Consider the following 17,726-nt stretch of genomic DNA (forward strand, 5'->3'; position numbering starts at 1 on the left):
TGCTTAGCGACCTTTAGCCTTATCTGCATCTTGTAGCTGAATAGTGACTTTCTCTAAGACTTGAGCAACTGTAATTGCTTGCATACAAACATTATCGTGACAAGGCGTTTTGCGATGATTTGCTGCGCTGACACATGGAGAGCATGCTAAGTTTGCTGTGATTGCAATCGAGTTTCCTATGGAGCCATATAGAGCTGGGGTTTCCGGTCCAAAGAGAACAACGGTTCTTAGCGGTGTGACTGCCGAGAAGTGACCTGGACCAGAGTCATTAGTCACCATGACATCCGATAGGGTGTAAAGCGGCGGCAATTCTGCAAAACTCACTTGACCGGCAAAGTTCAAAGCATTTTTGATATTAGCTACTGTACGAACTTTCTCTACATATGCAAATTCAGTTGGTGAGCCTGTGATCAAAATCAGATCATGCGGATATTGTTGATGAACACCTTGAATTAATTCAGAAAAGCGCTGTTGCGCCCAGCGGCGCTGCGGTAATAAGTCGCTGGCATTTGGGTTAATTAGAATTAAGCGATTCTTACCATGAATATAGTCAACCCCAGCTTCCTTAGCCAATTTTTGAACTCGCTCGCGAACATTATCAAGTGCCTTTGGGTCAATGACAGCTTGGACTAAGCGTACCTCAGAGTCTGGGATCTGAATTTTGCTAAACGGTACTTCAATATGTTTAGCAAAGGCCGCATGAATCAATGATAAAAAGTTCTTAGTAATATGAATATGCGGGTTGTAGTGCACTTTACGGGTAAGCATGAAGCCGCGCCACAAGCCTTCACCATGAAAGATGTGATAACCCACGCGGCGTCTAGCGCCACATAGGCCAGTGAGAAGGGCGGTAAAGCGTGAGAATAACTCGAGATCAATCACGGTATCAATTCGATGACGGCGCGCAATGATTAAAAAGTGTAAGGTGTCTTTAATCAAGCCACCTAAGCTGGAGGAGTCAATCGTAAAAATGTTTTCTGGTTTGACGGTATTGAGTAGAGTTAGGCTAGCGCGATTACTCTTAAAGATGAGAAAGAAAAGTTCAGCACCACGGGCTTGTGCATTACGCATAGCCGGATCAACCAAAATAGCACTACCCATTTCTGAGAGTTCAATGAAAAGTAATTTCTTAGGGGCCTCTGGCTCACGGCCAAGGATATTCTTTACACCATCCATGAGGGCTACTAATGGGCTAGCGATTGCGCAGAGTGGAACACCGACCCAATGATCGATGGCACGCATGGTGTTGACGCTAATAGTCATAGTTTTGCTCTAAAGGAATTATTTTCGTTTTAGTAAAAAGTATGCACCAGGCAGCACTGATAAAACAGTAATTGCGCCGTAGCTAATAGATGCCAATACAGTTAATGAAGGGCTAACACCCCATAGTGCCAATACGGAGGAAAGGGTGGCTTCACGTAATCCCCATCCGGAAATACTAATGGGTAACATCAGGAGCAGACTCAATGCTGGTAGGCCAATCATCAAACTCGCAATTGGAGCTTCTGCACCGTAGGCTCGTAAGCAAAAGCTAAATGCCAAAATAATGCAGCTATGTATACCAACCCCAAACAAAGCTTGCACAATATTAATGGGCCAGGAAAATGCCAATTGAATTCCTGGCATTGCATTATTCATTTGCAGACGGTCTAATAATTTTTGTAATAGCTGTCTGGTTTTAGACCATGCCAAAATTACGGCGATAATGAGTCCTGCCAAAAGCATCACACCTAAAACAGCGTAACCCAAATCTTGCCCCCAAGCGGCAAGGGTGGCGCCGCCAAGTATTAGACCGATACCACCCAATAAATTATTACCTGCTAAACCTAGAAGGCGATCTACTAAGGTCATCGCAAAGCTGAGCCGGAGTTTTGGTGTGGCATGTCCAAGATCAACTGAATGATGCAACTCTTCATCCAATGCTTTTGTCTCGCTTAACTTATCGTTATTAGTGAAGTGAGTTGCTGTGATGGCGCGATAACTGTCTCCACCTAATGTGCTTGGTAGTCCTTGGTTAATAAGCCCGCCTGCAAAATAGAGGGCAATATAGCTTTTCAGGCTGCCCTGAAACCCAACACTTCGCATTAAGAATCCCCAACGTAAGCCACCACAAATAAATGCGCAGCATATTGCTGCGGCTGCTGCAATTAACCAAGCCGGCTCCATTTTGATTTCTGAATCTAATAAGGTATGCCAGTCAATTCCGCTGGTTGCTTTCCAGAGAAGTGCAATCGAAAGCAGAATACGGATGGTAGGCCATGCGCGCTTCAGAATTGATTTCCACCCAGAAGGGGTTTTGGAGGTGGATTGGGGTATTGAACTCATAGGCGTAAGGATAATGCCTTGGGCGCCTAAGGTCCTGAATTTGAGAGGAATTACTCTGCTGCGGATGGTCCTTGCCAATTACTGCAAAGGCTAAAGTCAAATTTAGACAATACCCGGCCAAAGCGCTGGATTTCTAGGCTATCCAGTGGCTCACAGCGTTCAAAGCCTGCTTTTGTAGCAATGGGAGGAGGAAATGACATACCTGACCAATGAATCAGCAGGATATTTGCGCCCGAAGGAAGTTGTCCAAACCAGAGGTCAAATTGATCTCTTCTTTGATCAAGTACAAAGACAGGGATAGGTTTTGCGTACCAGGCAGCTCGACTTCCTAAAGTCCAATTTTGCACGGCAATACCATCTGCTTTGGTAGCTTGAGTTAATTCAGCAGCTTTTTGGCCTGCGCTCTTCCAGCCATAAAGATCAGCAATCGGATTGGATTTAATCGATGCCGAGCTGATGCCGCCAGATAAAACAAATCCAAAGCCAATTAGGCAAAGCGCAATTTGTAATATGAATAAAAGACGTATGACCATGCGATGCTGAATTGACCAAGCCTTTGCTAAACCAATGCCAGCAAACGGTGCCAAACAAAACCATGCAGGTGTTGTCCAATGGGGTAGGCTACCGCCACCAGAGAGACTTGCAAAAATAACAAAGGGAATAAAAAAGAATCCAAGCAAAGACAATAAAGATAGCTTTGTTCCATGTATGCAGTCTTTAAGAAAGATATAACTACCTATGATGAGTAAGGGGCCGAACGCAATAATCTGAATTCCAAGGAATGCGGCTAATCTGCGCCATAACCATTCACCACCGCTGCCATGGGCGATCTGGTATTTAAATGAAATCCAGTCATTGATCCAATTCCAATACAGGACAGGGCCAATTAAGAGAAGGGCTAGAAGAGCGGCTAGCCAAAACCCTATTTTTCCAATCCAAGGTTTTCGACGAGCGCTAACAAATACCAATAGAACAGCAAAGGCAGTAAAGATGGCGGTGTATTTGCTTAGACCAGCTAATCCTAGTAATGCGCCGGTCAATAACCAATCACCAATTGTGAAGTGATCTTGAATTAACCAACGCAGTGCCATCAACATCAGACCAAGACTTAAGGGTGCCAACAAAGTATCTGGTAACAAGCCAATTGCCAGAACATGGGGCATTGGCGCAGCAATAATAGTGAGAACAGCCATCAGACCACAAGTGTTGGCAGAAGGCAGTGCGCTAGTGAGGTAGCCCGAGTTTCTGCCTTGGATGAAGCGGTGAATTTCTAGTGTGACTTGATAAACCAGAAAACAGGCGATTGCCCAGAAAAATTCAGGCACTAGGCGAATTAAACCCTCTGAAGAAGTAAGGGCAACCAGCGGCCACTGGATCCAGCCTACCAATGGCGGGTGATCAAAATAGCTCCAAGCTAAATGCTGAGCATATAAGGCGTAGTGTGCCTCATCAACCGAAAATTCAATTGAGAAGCCTAGGGCAAAATGAACTAGCGCTGCTATGCAAATGCAGATTGCCGCCCAGCTTGAAGGTGATTGATGGCGCATAAAACGATTTTAGACTTACTCGGGCAATTCTTTGGGACAATTAGCACTATGTTCAAACGTGTTTTATATCCCTTGATGCTCTCTATGCTGCTTGCACTAGCTGGTTGTGCAGGTTTTGGTGGTGGATCAATTCAAGATGAGTCTGGACAGGCTTTTGATCCTAATAAGCTTCCAGCGCAGGACGAATTGCCTAAATTTTCTGCCGAGACCGCTCGTAACGGCATGCCGAATGGCTGGAATTTTTATCGTATAGCGCCTTATAAAAAGAATACGGTTTACCGTCTTGAGAGTTACCAAGGCAGAACTGTTTTGAGTGCTAATTCCAAAACATCTGCATCGGGTTTGGCAGTGAAGTTGCGCCCAAGGCAAGCAAATAATTTATGGCTACAGTGGGAGTGGAAGGCCTTGAGTGCTATTCCTGAAGCTGATAATGCAGAGCGTTATAACGACGATGCTCCCCTCAGAATCTTGGTTGCGTTTGATGGCAATAAATCTAAATTGCCATTGAAGGAAAAAATGAACTTCGAGATGGCAAACCTCATTAGCGGTCAAGAAATGCCTTATGCAACACTGATGTATATCTGGTCGGGTAAATCTCCTGTAGACACGATTATTGCTAATGCCCACACCTCGCGCATCAAGATGATTGTGGTTGACTCTGGTTGGGAAAACTTAGGAAGCTGGCATAAGCATCAACGTGACCTTGCTGCTGATTACAAGCGAGCCTATGGTGAAGCCCCGGGAGAGATTATTGGAATCGCATTGTTGACTGATACTGACAACACAAAATCAGAAGCGCGTGCCATCTACGGCGATATTGAACTCATTCGCAAAAATCCTAAATAAAAATTACCTAGGCATGAGAAGGGCGCCAGCGTTTTAGTAACAGTGCATTACTGAGTACGCAAAAGCTAGATAGTGCCATGGCGCTACCTGCCAGCATTGGTGATAGGTAGCCTAGAGCCGCGAGGGGAATTCCAGTGGAGTTAAAAATAAAGGCCCAAAACAAGTTTTGCTGAATCTTTTTCCAGGTTCGCTTGGAAATACCGATCGCATCAGCAACTAAGCTAGGGTCTCCGCGCATTAAAGTAATTCCTGCGGCTTGCATGGCAACATCTGTACCAGTAGACATGGCTATACCAACATCTGCTGTAGCAAGAGCCGGAGCATCATTCACGCCATCACCTACCATAGCAACCCATTGGCGCTTCCCATCCTGTTTAGATGATTGCAGTTTTCGAATAATGTCTGCCTTTTTATTTGGCAATATTTGCGGAAAAATTTCATCAATGCCGATGAGGTGACCTACACGATTTGCTGCTGCAGCATTGTCTCCAGAGAGCATGACGGTGCGAATATGTAGTTGATGCAAAGAAGCGATTGCTTCTATTGCATTCGTTTTAAGTTCATCCCCAAAAGCAAAGATCGCAATCGGTGATGATGTCGATACATTCACTAATACAGAGACAGTCTGCCCAGCTTCAAAGCAAGTTTGAGCCTTTTGAATAACCTCCGCTTGATGTGGGTTTGAATCAAGTGACGCAACACTTTGTAAGCAGAGGGCCTGACCTGCCCATGGACCAGTACTAGGCTTGCCGCTAATGCCGATGCCTGGTAGCGCCTTGCTTTCTGTGGGCGGGATGGGACTCAATCCTTTTTGCTTGGCTGTATCTAGTAAAGCTTTAGCTAAAGGGTGTTCACTGCCTAATTGCAAACCTGCAGCACTCGCCAAGATGGCGTCATCATCAGCTGAACTAGTCAATGAAATTAAATTGAGAAGTCTGGGTTTGCCAATCGTCAGTGTTCCGGTTTTATCAAAGGCAACGATACTTAAGCGATGCGCGAGTTCAAGCACTTGGGGATCTTTAATCAAAATGCCAAAGCGGGCAGCAACGCCAGTACCCGCCATAATGGCTGCAGGTGTTGCTAAACCAAGAGCGCATGGACAGGCAATCACCAGCACAGACACCGCTCTTAAGATTGCGATTGATGCGGAATCTAAATAAAACCAATTGATTAATCCCGTGATGATGGCAATCACAATGACGCTCGGTACAAAAATTGCGCTAACTTGATCTACTAATTTTTGAATTGGTGCTTTCTGAGTTTGCGCATCTTCTACTAAAGAAATAATTTTAGAGAGAACACTTTCAACGCCAACAGCTTGCGCCTCAATGACTAGAACACCTTCGCCATTGAGCGACCCGCCAATGACTTTTAGACCAATGGATTTTTTGACGGGGGCGCTTTCACCAGTAAGGAGAGATTCATCTACATGGCTGCTACCAAGCAAAATTAGGCCATCCACGGGAATGCGTTCACCTGGTAATACCAGCACTCGATCTTTTGGAAAGACCTGCTCTAGTGGCAGGTCGCGATATTGATCTGGCGAGCCACCTTCTGCGACTGCGATGTTAGGGTTGAGAACTTTAGCGTGCTCTGGCCACAGTTTTTGCAGTGCTCGAATTGCCTCACTGGTTTGCTGCTTGGCACGAGCCTCTAGCCACTTACCCAAAAGCACCATACAAATGATGACTGCTGATCCTTCGAAATACAGTTCATGTGACGCATGGGGTGAGACTAGCATTTGATAAATACTTAAACCATAGGCGGCACTAGTACCTAGTGCAACTAGTAGATCCATATTGCCAACGCCAGACATCACTGATTTAAATCCGGCTTTATAAAAACGCCATCCTAAAAAGAACTGAATTGGACTAGCGAGCAGTAATTGCCATTTTGGCGAGAGCGCCCAATGAATTCCAAACGGCATGAGAAGCATGGGCAGAAACAATGGGGCAGAAAGAGCAAAACCTAGTAAAACTCTGCCCAAGCCATCGCTACCCCAAAAGGATTGCGAGGTTTTCAGTGCAGTAATTGCATGGGATTTACTTAATTGCGCCTCATAGCCAGTCTTTTGGACTGTCGCAATGACTTCTCCAATTTTTGTGGGCGATGATGCATTCAGACGAATTCTGGCTTGTTCAGTCGCCAGATTGACACTTGCAGCTTCCACGCCGGGGATTTTATCTAGCGCTTTTTCAACCCTGCCTACGCAGGATGCGCAGGTCATTCCACCTATATCTAGAGTAAATAACTCAGAATGGATCTCTTTTGGGGTGCTCATATAGAAGATAATCTACTGCATAGGACCATATTTACAGTAAAAGAGGCTTATATGTTGAGTTTAAAAGTGTCTGGAATGACTTGTGGGGGCTGTATTAATGCTGTTACTCGGGCAATTCAAGCCCAGGATCCGCAAGCCAAGGTAAAGGCTGATTTAGCATCCCAAGTGGTTGATCTTGAAACTTCTTTGTCGGCTGCGCAAGCTAGCCAGATCATTGCTGACGCAGGTTTTCCAGTTACTCAATAAACTGCCAGGTAGGCCATAACCGCTTGTTAAGCAAGGTTTTGCTGGTGCGGTTAATCTAGTCGCTATTCAATAAAATTAACAAAAGTAATTCTGGGTATTCATTCGGAATAACTGGGTATAGGAGAAAGTAGTGTCAGTAACTGTAGAAGCTGTACAAGGTGCCCTTAAGAATTTGCTGGACCCCAATACTAAGATTGACTTTGTAACAGCCAAAAATCTCAAGAATTTGCGTGTTGAAGATGGCGATGTTTCGTTTGATGTCGTTTTAGGCTATCCCGCTAAAAGTCAGTTTGACTCCATTCGTAAATCTGTCATTAATGCTGTGCGCGAATTGCCCGGCGTTAAAAATGTCAGCGTCAATGTGAGCAGCCAAATTGTTGCGCATGCTGTGCAACGTGGAGTGAAGTTATTACCTGGCGTTAAAAATATTATTGCTGTTGCTAGTGGTAAGGGCGGAGTAGGTAAATCTACTACCGCTGTGAACTTAGCTTTGGCTCTTGCTGCAGAGGGTGCACAAGTCGGAATATTGGATGCCGATATTTATGGACCAAGTCAACCAATGATGCTTGGCATTACTGGTCGACCAGAATCTATTGAAGAAAACACGATTGAGCCAATGGAAGGTCATGGCCTGCAAGCAAGTTCTATTGGTTTCTTAATTGAAGAAGATGCGCCGATGGTGTGGCGCGGTCCCATGGTGACTTCCGCTCTAGAGCAACTTCTTCGTCAAACTCGCTGGCGTGATTTGGATTACTTAATTGTGGATATGCCCCCAGGTACTGGTGATATTCAGTTAACCCTGTCACAAAAAGTGCCTGTGACTGGCTCGGTGATTGTGACCACTCCTCAGGACATTGCTTTATTAGATGCTCGTAAGGGATTGAAGATGTTTGAGAAGGTGGGCGTGCCCATTATTGGCATCATTGAAAACATGAGCACTTATGTCTGTACAAAGTGCGGGCACGAAGAGCATATTTTTGGTGCTGGTGGTGGTGAAAAAATGTGCAAAGAGTATGGCGTTGATTTCTTGGGTGCGTTACCGCTGAATTTATCAATTCGTGAGCAGGCTGATGCTGGGCGTCCAACCGTAGTGGCCGATCCTGATAGCGCTATTAGCGCAATCTATAAGAACATCGCTCGACAAGTTGCCATTCGTGTTGCTACTCTGTCTAAAGATATGAGTAGTAAATTTCCAAGCATTGTTGTTCAAAACACTTGAGGTCCTGAGGATTTATGCGCTTTGCAGTATTAATGCGTAAACAAAATCTGGATAACCCATGGGTTTCATATCGATGGGCGCCTCGGGAGGTCTTGCCTGATTTTGGACAATTCAATCCACAAAGCCTGGAAAGCAATTCCATATCAGGTCAGTTTTTGGGGCGAGATGACGATGGTGAGTCTTGGTTGTTTACCGGCTTTGAATTAAATCTTTTTCCTGATGAAGCTGAAGGCTACTATCTCAATGTTTCAGCGACCACACCGGCATGGTTTGTGATGTGGAGATTAGAGGAAGACATTGAGCGTTATGTTGATGAGCAATCTCTCTCTCTTGCTAAAGCTGAAATAACGTTGGCAGTGCCACATCGCATTTGCGTGAGCTATAACGAGGCCGCCCGATTACTTGATGGTGGAGAGTCAGTCGATACAGTCCCCATGAGCGATGAGCATGCTTCTTGGTTGCAGGAATACGTTAATGAAAACTATCGGCCTGAGCCAAAGAAGCGACATAAGCCAGCCTCATTCAAAGGCGCCCAGCGCCCAGCGGAGGAATAATGGCCGAGGGTTTCTTAAGTCGCTGGTCAAAGCGTAAGGCTGGAAAGTCAGATGATCCAGTAGAGCAGCCCAAAGAAGTTGCCAAGAGCCCAGCACCAGTTTCTCCAGAGGAGCCAGCTCCACCACCGGTAACCTTGGAGGATGTGGAGAAGATTGATCGTTTTGATCCTGATTTCTCTGCCTTCATGAAGCCAGATGTAGATCCTGCTGTGCAGCAGGCTGCGCTCAAAAAGATGTTTACCGATCCACATTTCAATGTAATGGATGGTCTAGATATCTATATAGATGACTATTCCAAGCCCGATCCTTTACCCCCGGGCATGCTTGAGCGAATGGTGCAAAGCGATATGCTCGGGCTTTTCAGTAAGCCCGATGCTACGGCCGAAGAGGAAAAGCAGGCAGAAGAGCAAATAGCGTCCTCTCAAGCCAATGAGAAGCTTTTGGAGGCTCAAGACCAAACTGATTTAACATCCACAGATTCAACGGCGCAGACAAAATCTGCTCATTTGGATGAAGTGCCCATAGAGCCTGCCCAGAAAAAAACTTAAGAAGATAGTGCATGAGTCAAAAATTAGTCTGTAATTGCAATGGCACCATGCCTTTGGATACAAAGGCGCTTGGTGTTCCAGTGCATCGCTCCTTATGTAGACAAGAGGTCGGCACTTTCTTAAAAGCGCTTGATGGATCTGATTCATTAGTGGTTGCTTGTACCCAAGAGGGCGCTCTATTTAATGAGCTAGCTGAGCAGTCCGAAAAGCCTTTGGTGGCTCCTCTGCGTTTTGTCAATATTCGTGAGGTTGCTGGCTGGACCCAGGAGGCCAAACTATCGGGACCGAAGATTGCATCTTTACTTGCTTTGGCTGACATGCCGGAAGCTGAGCCCGTTCCCGTCGTCAATTATCAAAGCCAAGGTAGGCTCTTAATTGTTGGCGCAGGATCTTTGGTATTGCCTTGGGCAGAAAAGCTCGGCGCTTCATTAGATATTTCTGTTTTGTGTACCGAGCCTGGTGACTTACCTTTGGTACGTAACTATCCAATCTATACAGGCAAAGTGACTAAGCTGGATGGTTACCTCGGCAATTTTTCTGTTGATTGGGATCTCGAGAACCCAATTGACCCAGAGATGTGTACTCGTTGTGGCGCTTGCGTTGAAGCTTGCCCAGAGAATGCAATTGATCTCTCCTTTCAGATTGATTTAAACAAATGCAAGTCGCATCGTTCATGTGTGACTGCGTGCGCAAGTATTGGCGCAATCTCCTTTGATCGCAAGGAGCGTGCACGTAATGCAGAGTTTGATTTGATTTTGGATTTGCGTGCTGATCCCAAGATGCGCATGAGCCAAACACCTCAGGGATATTTCGCACCGGGCAAGGATCCGCTAGATCAAGCGATGGTAGTAAATCAATTGCTGGAGATGGTGGGTGAGTTTGAGAAGCCAAAATATTTTGTCTATAACGAAAAAATTTGCGCGCATGGTCGCAACGGTAAAGTAGGTTGCAGCGCTTGTATTGATGTTTGTTCGACAGGTGCGATTGGCTCTATATTCAAAAATGGTCAAGGCAGTGTTGAGGTCAATCCGAATCTTTGTATGGGTTGTGGAGCATGTTCCACAGCTTGCCCATCCGGTGCAATGCGTTACAACTACCCTAGCGTACCCCATCAAGGTAAAGAATTAAAAACGCTTGCCACGGTATTTACTGCTGTAGCCCAAAAGCTTCATCAAGCTGCGGCGCCAAGTCTGCTATTGCATACCTTAAAGGCTGGCACCAAAATCATTGATGGCCTGGGCCGCTCTGCGCACGTGATGCCTAAACAATTTGAGGCTTTGCCGTCATTTGTTATTCCATATGGCATTGAGCATATTGCGTCTACTGGCTTGGATCTATGGCTGGGTGCGCTCAGTTATGGTTTTGCTGAGGTAGCCTTGCTTTTAAGTGGTGACGAGGATCCCGCTTATCGCGCAACTCTTGAAGAGCAGGCGCATCTTGCCAATGCGATATTGAAGGCTTATGGCTTTGATGAGCGCATTCATTTAATCATGGCCCAATCAGTCGATGATTTGCAGTCAGTTTCTAAAGCAATGGGTGCTATGCGTCAGCGTGGCTCCTTGAGTGCAATTTGCACCCCTGCAAGTTTTGGCTTATCTAATCAGAAACGGGAAACCGTGGAAGCAGTGCTTGAACATTTGCAAAAACAAGCCAAGACTCCATTGCCAGAGGCGGGAGCCGCTCTACCCAATTCATCTTTGTTGGGCGGTTTAAATATCAATAAAGATGCCTGCACTTTGTGTATGTCTTGCGTCAGTAGCTGTCCTGAGGGCGCGCTATTAGATAATCCAGATGAGCCAATCCTCTCCTTTATTGAGAAGCAGTGCGTTCAGTGCGGCATTTGTGTTCAGACATGCCCAGAACAAGCTTTGATATTAAACCCCCGTTTGCAAACTGTAGAGCAGCGCAAGCAAAAAACAACGCTTAACGAGACCCAAGCTTTTCATTGCATTAGCTGCGGTAAAGCTTTTGGAACTTTGAAGATGGTTGATCTGATGTTGACTAAGTTAGGTGCTCATGGCGCATTTGCGGGCGCGGCAATGGATAGACTCAAGATGTGTGGTGATTGTCGAGTAGTTGATATGGTGAAGAAAGAAACATGAGCGAAATCTCAAAAGAAGCAAAAGATCAGCCCTCAACAGAGGTTGGCGATATTGGTTTACCAGAGGATTTAGCTAGGGCCGACCTCTACGGCTTAATTGCCAGATTTTTTCAATTACCACCAGATCAAGAGCTTTTGGATCAAATTGCTGCGACTGCTAACCAACAGGATGCTGCTGATGAGGCGCCTTTAGCTAAAGTTTGGATGGATGTGGTTGAGGTAGCTAAAAATAATCCTGCCAAAGCTTGGCATGATGAGTTTGATTTGAATTTCATTAGTGTTGGTAAGCCTAATGTTGTTCTCAATGGCTCTTATTACATGGCAGGGCACTTAAACGAGAAGCCACTCGTCAATATTCGTAGGGCGCTTGAGGAGTTTGGTCTTGAGGCTGCCGAGGAGGTGACTGAGACTGAAGACCATATCTCAGCTCTGTGTGAAGTGATGCGCTACTTGATTGCTGGTGATGATGTCGAGATATCAAACCTTACAAATCAAAGGGTTTTCTTTAATGAGCACATTCGCCCTTGGTATGACGATTTTTGTAATGCTATCGAGGGTATTCCCGATATGCATCTCTATCACCCAATCGCCGCGCTGACCAGAGAATTCCTAGCAATCGAGGGACAGAGCTTCGACATGATTTGATGTTGTGTCATTTTGCGGGAAAACCCTTAGGTGCATTTAGATATACATATGTGCTAAAAATGCAAATACGAATTACACTTGCTGCAGATCAAGAATAATTAAATAGGAGCATGCCATGAGCACAAAATCCAAAGTTGCTTTAAGCGAAGAAAACAAGCCTTCACGCCGGAAGTTCTTTATTGGTGCAGGCGCTACTGTAGGGGCTGTTGCAGTTGCCTCTCAAACCTCTATTGGCAAAGCTGTCATCCAAGAAATTGGCAGCACTGTAAAAGGTAAGGGCGAAGGCCATACGATTACTGCTCACATGCGTAAGTATTACGAAAGCACCATGCTGTAAATAGTTGCATTACTAAATATTGTTTTAACTGTTACTAAATAAATAAAAAAACTTTTTCAGGGACAACATATGAGTCTGACTCGTAAATCAAACACCCCACAGAGCAGTCGCTCCACATCTCATTTGATTGGTAGCTTGTCGCGCGGTTTAAAAGCGGCGGTACCTACGATGGATCGCCGAACATTCTTGAAGCGTTCAGGTGTTGGCGTTGGTGCTGGTATCGCTGCAAGCCAGCTGACGATGGTGCAAAAGGTTTCTGCTGAGCAAAGCAAAGCAATGCTCGACGGTAAAGGCAAGATCGAGGTTAAAAGAACGATTTGTACCCACTGCTCAGTTGGTTGCGCTACAGATGCTACTGTTGAGAATGGTGTTTGGGTTCGTCAAGATTCTGTATTCGATTCGCCAATCAATATGGGTGCCTACTGTGCCAAGGGAGCTTCCTTGCGTGAGCACGGTCATGGCGACTATCGCTTGCGCTACCCAATGAAGTTGGTTGATGGAAAGTATCAGCGCATTTCTTGGGATCAAGCCCTTACTGAAATTACTGCCCAAATGAAGAGCATTCGTGAGAAATATTCTCCTGATGCAATGTATTTCATTGGTTCATCAAAGCACAATAACGAACAAGCCTACTTACTCCGTAAGTGGGTTTCTTTCTTTGGTACAAACAATACAGACCATCAGGCTCGTATTTGTCACTCCACAACGGTTGCCGGTGTAGCAAACACCTGGGGCTATGGTGCGATGACCAATAGCTACAACGATATGATGAACTCTAAAGCTGCCATGTACATTGGCTCAAATGCTGCAGAGGCACACCCAGTTTCGATGTTGAGCTTGTTGCATGCAAAAGAAAATGGTTGCAAGGTAATCGTGGTTGACCCACGTTACACACGTACTGCCGCTAAGTCAGATCAGTACGTACGCATTCGTTCTGGTACTGATATTCCTTTCTTGTTTGGTCTCCTGTATCACATCTTCAAAAATGGCTGGGAAGATAAGAAGTACATCAATGACCGCGTCTACGGTATGGATGAGATCCGCAAAGAAGTAATGGAAAAGTGGACTCCTGCAAACGTTGAAGAAGCTTGCGGTGTACCTGAAGCGCAAATGTATAAAGTCGCTGAAACCTTAGCTAAGAATCGTCCGAGCACGGTTGTTTGGTGTATGGGTCAAACACAGCACACCATCGGTAACTCTATGGTTCGTGCATCATGCATTTTGCAGTTGGCCCTAGGTAACGTTGGTAAGTCTGGTGGCGGAACTAATATTTTCCGCGGTCACGATAACGTTCAGGGTGCAACTGACGTAGGTCCTAATCCAGATTCATTGCCTGGCTACTATGGTTTGGCTGCTGGCTCATGGAAACACTATGCAACAGTTTGGGGTGTTGATTACGAGTGGATCAAAGGTCGTTATGCACCAGACATGATGGAGAAATCAGGCACTACCGTTTCTCGTTGGGTTGATGCTGTGCTTGAGAAGAACGACATGATTGATCAGCAAACCAGCGTTAAAGGTTTGTTCTTCTGGGGTCATGCTCCTAACTCACAGACTCGTGGCCTTGATATGAAGCGCGCAATGGACACCTTGGATCTGCTCGTTGTAGTTGATCCATATCCAAGCGCAACTGCTGCAATGGCTGCAATGCCATCAGCAGAGGGTCAGTCAGTAAACAAGAATCGCAATGTTTATTTACTGCCAGCTGCAACTCAGTTTGAGACCTGCGGAACTGCAACTGCATCTAATCGTTCATTGCAGTGGCGCGAGAAAGTCATCGACCCTTTATTCGAGTCCGTACCTGACCATGTGATCATGCAAGCGTTTGCTGATCGCCTAGGTTTCGGTGAAGAGTTGTCAAAGAACTACAAGATGCTGAGCACCAAGTTTGCTGGAAAGCAATGGAAAGAGCCGCAGATTGAAGATATCTTGCGTGAGATTAATCGCTCCGTTTGGACGATTGGTTACACCGGCCAAACTCCAGAGCGCCTCAAAGCTCACATGAGAATGGTTGCTACATTTGATCCGAAGACCCTTAAATCACGAGGTGGTGTTGACCCAGTAACTGGTTACGACACTACTGGAGATTACTATGGTTTGCCTTGGCCTTGTTATGGAACAGCTGCAATTAAGCATCCAGGTTCACCAAATCTCTATGACACCAGTAAGAGTGTGATGGAGGGCGGTGGTAACTTCCGTGCCAACTTTGGTATTGAGAAAGATGGCAAGACCTTGCTAGCAGAAGATGGCTCTTACTCAAAGGGTTCCGCAATCAAGACCGGCTATCCAGAGTTCGATCACGTATTTGTGAAGAAGCTCGGTTGGTGGAATCAGTTGACTGAAGATGAGCAAAAAGCTGCTGAAGGTAAGAACTGGAAGACTGACTTGTCTGGCGGTATTCAACGGGTTGTGATGAAGAATGGTTGTCATCCATTTGGTAATGCGAAAGCTCGCGCAGTTGTTTGGAACTTCCCAGATGCAGTTCCAATTCACCGTGAAGCGCTCTACAGCACTAACGCTGCAATGATGCGCAAGTACCCAACGTCTGCAGATAAGAAGAATTTCTGGCGCTTGCCAACGCTTTATAAGACCGTTCAGGATCAAAACTTGAATGAGAAGCTCTATGAGAAGTTCCCAATTATTTTGACCTCAGGTCGTTTGGTTGAGTACGAGGGCGGCGGAGATGAGACTCGTTCCAACCCATGGTTGGCAGAGTTGCAACAAGAAAACTTCGTGGAGATTAATCCTAAGGCTGCAGCAGATCGCGGTATTAAGAACTGGGATTATGTTTGGGTTAAATCTCCTACAGGCGCCAAAATTAAGGTGCGTGCATTAGTGACTGAGCGTGTTGATCAAGGAACTGCTTTTGTGCCATTCCACTTTGCAGGATGGTGGCAAGGTAATGACTTGCGTAAGTACTATCCAGAAGGTGCGGCCCCAGTTGTTCTGGGTGAAGCGGTCAATACTGCAACGACTTATGGTTACGACCAGGTGACGATGATGCAAGAGACTAAAACCACTATGTGTCAAATCGAGAAATTTGCCTAAGTCAAAAAATAAAGTCAGGAGAACACAATGGCAAGAATGAAATTTATCTGCGACACAGAGCGATGCATCGAATGCAACGGCTGTGTGACTGCTTGTAAGAACGATAATGAGGTGCCTTGGGGTGTGAATCGTCGCCGTGTTGTTACGGTAAACGACGGCATCATCGGCCAAGAGAAGTCGATTTCAGTTGCTTGTATGCACTGTACCGACGCTCCTTGTATGGCTGTGTGCCCAGTAGACTGCTTCTACCGCACGGATGAAGGCGTCGTCCTTCATGACAAGGATATTTGTATTGGTTGTGGATACTGCTCATTTGCATGCCCATTTGGTGCGCCACAGTTCCTTAGCAAGGGCGCCTTTGGCTCCCGCAGCAAGATGGACAAGTGCACATTCTGTAGTGGCGGCCCTGAAGAGAACGGCAGCGTTGCTGAGTTTGAGAAATATGGCCGTAATCGCCTTGCAGAAGGTAAGTTGCCTCTCTGCGCAGAAATGTGTTCTACCAAGGCTTTGATTGGTGGTGATAGCGATATCATCTCCGGCATCTTCAATAACCGGGTTGCAACTCGTGAAAAGAATGGCAAGTATGCAGGTTCCAAGGCATTTGGTTGGACTACTGCTTATGGTGGGCCAGATACTCCAGCGCCAACCCCAACGCCTGCTGCAAAAATTCCAGGAGCCAAATAATGAAATTCAATTTCAAAACTCTCGGCTTATGTTTTGCAGCAGCAACTCTGTTGGCCGCATGTTCTGAGCCACCAGAAATTGCAGCAAAGGCGGCAAAGCGTCCTGATGTAGCGCCTTACATGGGCGCTGATAATGGCTTCATGACCAAAAACTGGACACCAAAGAATCAAGCCAGTTGGACTGAATCTGTTGATAAGCGCACTCAGGGTCAAAACGAATACAGTCGCGTTAAGTGATCAACTAAACAACAATAAATAAAACGAAAACGTTTAAGGACATGTGTATGAAACGATCATTTTCTAAAGTTCTACGCACTTTGGTAGTGGCTGCTGGTTTGTCGCTGACTCTGGCAAGCGGAATGACTTATGCAGAGCGCGCAGCAATGGCGCCTTTGCCTTCTCCTAGTGGGGTCGATATTCCTCCTAAATCAGTGCCAGCCAATCCCAATAGCCTAGCTAATGGGACTCAAGCTCAAGCTCAGCCAGCCAATCCATCAATCTTTACATCTGCTAATAGCGATCCGTATAACTACGTTAGCATCCCAGACAAAGAGTCTAGCGTTCTGATTCAGCGCTCTGGTGAGCAGTGGCGTGTGATTCGTAATGGCGTGATTACCGTCTATGGTGGTTGGTTATTAGCGATCGCATTCTTTGCCATTGCAGCGGTTTTTATTATCAAGGGCCCAATCAAATTACACGCGCCGCTATCTGGCCACAAAATCAAGCGGTTTAATGGCTTCGAACGCTTTACTCACTGGGTAATGGCCGCGAGTTTTATTGGACTTGCTGTGACTGGTATCCTGATTTTATGGGGTAAGTATTTTGCTATGCCCTTAATGGGCGGAGTGGCTTACGGTACTTTCCTCAATATTTGTAAAAATATCCATAACTATTCTGGTCCGTTATTTACACTCAGTATTATTATTTTCTTCCTACTTTTTGCTACCAGAAATATTCCTGGACAAGGCGATCTTACTTGGATTAAATCGTTCGGCGGACTGTTTGGCGGAAAGCACCCTCCAGCAGGTTTCTTTAACTTCGGTGAAAAAATCTGGTTCTGGTTTGGCATGACTTTCTTAGGCTTGGTGATCTCGGGCTCTGGCCTTGTGCTTGATATGATCGTACCGTTCATGCAGATTGAGTACGTCCGCGGAACTATGCAGATAGCTAATATCATTCATAGTGGCGCTTCGATCTTGATGATGACGATGGCTATGGGTCACATTTACATTGGCTCTATTGGCATGCAAGGCTCTTCAGATGGCATGATGTCTGGTTACGTTGATGCAACCTGGGCAAAAGAGCACCATGAGCTCTGGTACAACAAAGTTAATAAATAAGGAATA

Annotated in this window: 16 protein-coding genes; 12 read left to right on the top strand and 4 right to left on the bottom strand. The window is 45.8% G+C overall.

Going from position 1 to position 17,726, the window contains the following annotated elements:
- Nucleotides 1-3: 3 nt before the first annotated feature.
- Genes ICN17_RS06485 through ICN17_RS06495 form a run of 3 tightly spaced genes read right to left on the bottom strand, consistent with a single transcriptional unit; the run spans nt 4 to nt 3,872 of the window.
- Nucleotides 4-1,263, bottom strand: coding sequence for a glycosyltransferase family 9 protein (locus ICN17_RS06485; protein ID WP_216236729.1), 1,260 nt, complete (start codon nt 1,261-1,263; stop codon nt 4-6).
- A gap of 18 nt (nt 1,264-1,281) precedes the next feature.
- Nucleotides 1,282-2,325: a lysylphosphatidylglycerol synthase transmembrane domain-containing protein gene (locus ICN17_RS06490; RefSeq protein WP_216236730.1), complete on the bottom strand. Its 1,044-nt coding sequence runs from the start codon at nt 2,323-2,325 to the stop codon at nt 1,282-1,284.
- 50 nt (nt 2,326-2,375) lie between these two features.
- Nucleotides 2,376-3,872, bottom strand: a complete 1,497-nt coding sequence (locus ICN17_RS06495) for a glycosyltransferase family 39 protein (RefSeq protein ID WP_216236731.1) — start codon at nt 3,870-3,872, stop codon at nt 2,376-2,378.
- Nucleotides 3,873-3,920: 48 nt separating this feature from the next.
- On the opposite strand from ICN17_RS06495, the gene ICN17_RS06500 reads away from it, so the two are divergent.
- Complete coding sequence (locus ICN17_RS06500; RefSeq protein ID WP_216236732.1) at nt 3,921-4,718, top strand: DUF3047 domain-containing protein; 798 nt, start codon at nt 3,921-3,923, stop codon at nt 4,716-4,718.
- Nucleotides 4,719-4,725: 7 nt separating this feature from the next.
- Here the strand turns inward: ICN17_RS06500 and ICN17_RS06505 are convergent, their stop codons facing one another.
- Nucleotides 4,726-6,999, bottom strand: coding sequence for a cation-translocating P-type ATPase (locus ICN17_RS06505; RefSeq protein ID WP_216236733.1), 2,274 nt, complete (start codon nt 6,997-6,999; stop codon nt 4,726-4,728).
- Nucleotides 7,000-7,050: 51 nt separating this feature from the next.
- Here ICN17_RS06505 and ICN17_RS06510 point away from each other — a divergent pair, with 51 nt between their 5' ends.
- From ICN17_RS06510 to ICN17_RS06560, 11 genes are all read left to right on the top strand, one after another.
- Nucleotides 7,051-7,245, top strand: coding sequence for a heavy-metal-associated domain-containing protein (locus tag ICN17_RS06510; RefSeq protein WP_216236734.1), 195 nt, complete (start codon nt 7,051-7,053; stop codon nt 7,243-7,245).
- Nucleotides 7,246-7,375: 130 nt separating this feature from the next.
- Nucleotides 7,376-8,464 carry an iron-sulfur cluster carrier protein ApbC gene (apbC, locus tag ICN17_RS06515; protein ID WP_216236735.1) on the top strand — a complete coding sequence of 363 codons (1,089 nt, stop codon included), beginning with the start codon at nt 7,376-7,378 and terminating at the stop codon, nt 8,462-8,464.
- Nucleotides 8,465-8,496: 32 nt separating this feature from the next.
- The gene (locus ICN17_RS06520) at nt 8,497-9,018 is read left to right on the top strand and encodes a DUF3305 domain-containing protein (protein ID WP_370625963.1); all 522 of its coding nucleotides are present in this window, start codon (nt 8,497-8,499) and stop codon (nt 9,016-9,018) included.
- On the top strand, nt 9,018-9,566 hold the full coding sequence (locus tag ICN17_RS06525; RefSeq protein WP_216861821.1) for a DUF3306 domain-containing protein: 549 nt from the start codon (nt 9,018-9,020) through the stop codon (nt 9,564-9,566). Before ICN17_RS06520 ends, ICN17_RS06525 begins: the two co-directional genes overlap by 1 nt.
- Nucleotides 9,567-9,577: 11 nt before the next feature.
- The gene (locus ICN17_RS06530) at nt 9,578-11,668 is read left to right on the top strand and encodes a 4Fe-4S binding protein (protein WP_216236737.1); all 2,091 of its coding nucleotides are present in this window, start codon (nt 9,578-9,580) and stop codon (nt 11,666-11,668) included.
- Nucleotides 11,665-12,312, top strand: coding sequence for a molecular chaperone (locus tag ICN17_RS06535; protein WP_216236738.1), 648 nt, complete (start codon nt 11,665-11,667; stop codon nt 12,310-12,312). Before ICN17_RS06530 ends, ICN17_RS06535 begins: the two co-directional genes overlap by 4 nt.
- A 115-nt stretch (nt 12,313-12,427) precedes the next feature.
- A complete protein-coding gene (locus ICN17_RS06540) occupies nt 12,428-12,649 on the top strand; it encodes a hypothetical protein (RefSeq protein ID WP_216236739.1) in 222 nt (73 codons plus the stop codon).
- Nucleotides 12,650-12,718: 69 nt separating this feature from the next.
- On the top strand, nt 12,719-15,697 hold the full coding sequence (locus tag ICN17_RS06545; RefSeq protein ID WP_216236740.1) for a formate dehydrogenase subunit alpha: 2,979 nt from the start codon (nt 12,719-12,721) through the stop codon (nt 15,695-15,697).
- 27 nt (nt 15,698-15,724) lie between these two features.
- Entirely contained in the window at nt 15,725-16,381 is a 657-nt protein-coding gene (fdh3B, locus tag ICN17_RS06550) for a formate dehydrogenase FDH3 subunit beta (protein WP_087909679.1), read from the top strand.
- The gene (locus ICN17_RS06555) at nt 16,381-16,617 is read left to right on the top strand and encodes a hypothetical protein (RefSeq protein WP_216138806.1); all 237 of its coding nucleotides are present in this window, start codon (nt 16,381-16,383) and stop codon (nt 16,615-16,617) included. The genes fdh3B and ICN17_RS06555 overlap by 1 nt, the downstream gene beginning before the upstream one ends.
- A gap of 47 nt (nt 16,618-16,664) precedes the next feature.
- Nucleotides 16,665-17,720: a formate dehydrogenase subunit gamma gene (locus ICN17_RS06560; protein WP_216236741.1), complete on the top strand. Its 1,056-nt coding sequence runs from the start codon at nt 16,665-16,667 to the stop codon at nt 17,718-17,720.
- Nucleotides 17,721-17,726: the final 6 nt, after the last annotated feature.

It is taken from the genome of Polynucleobacter sp. 73C-SIWE, from assembly GCF_018882465.1.
Taxonomy (GTDB): domain Bacteria; phylum Pseudomonadota; class Gammaproteobacteria; order Burkholderiales; family Burkholderiaceae; genus Polynucleobacter.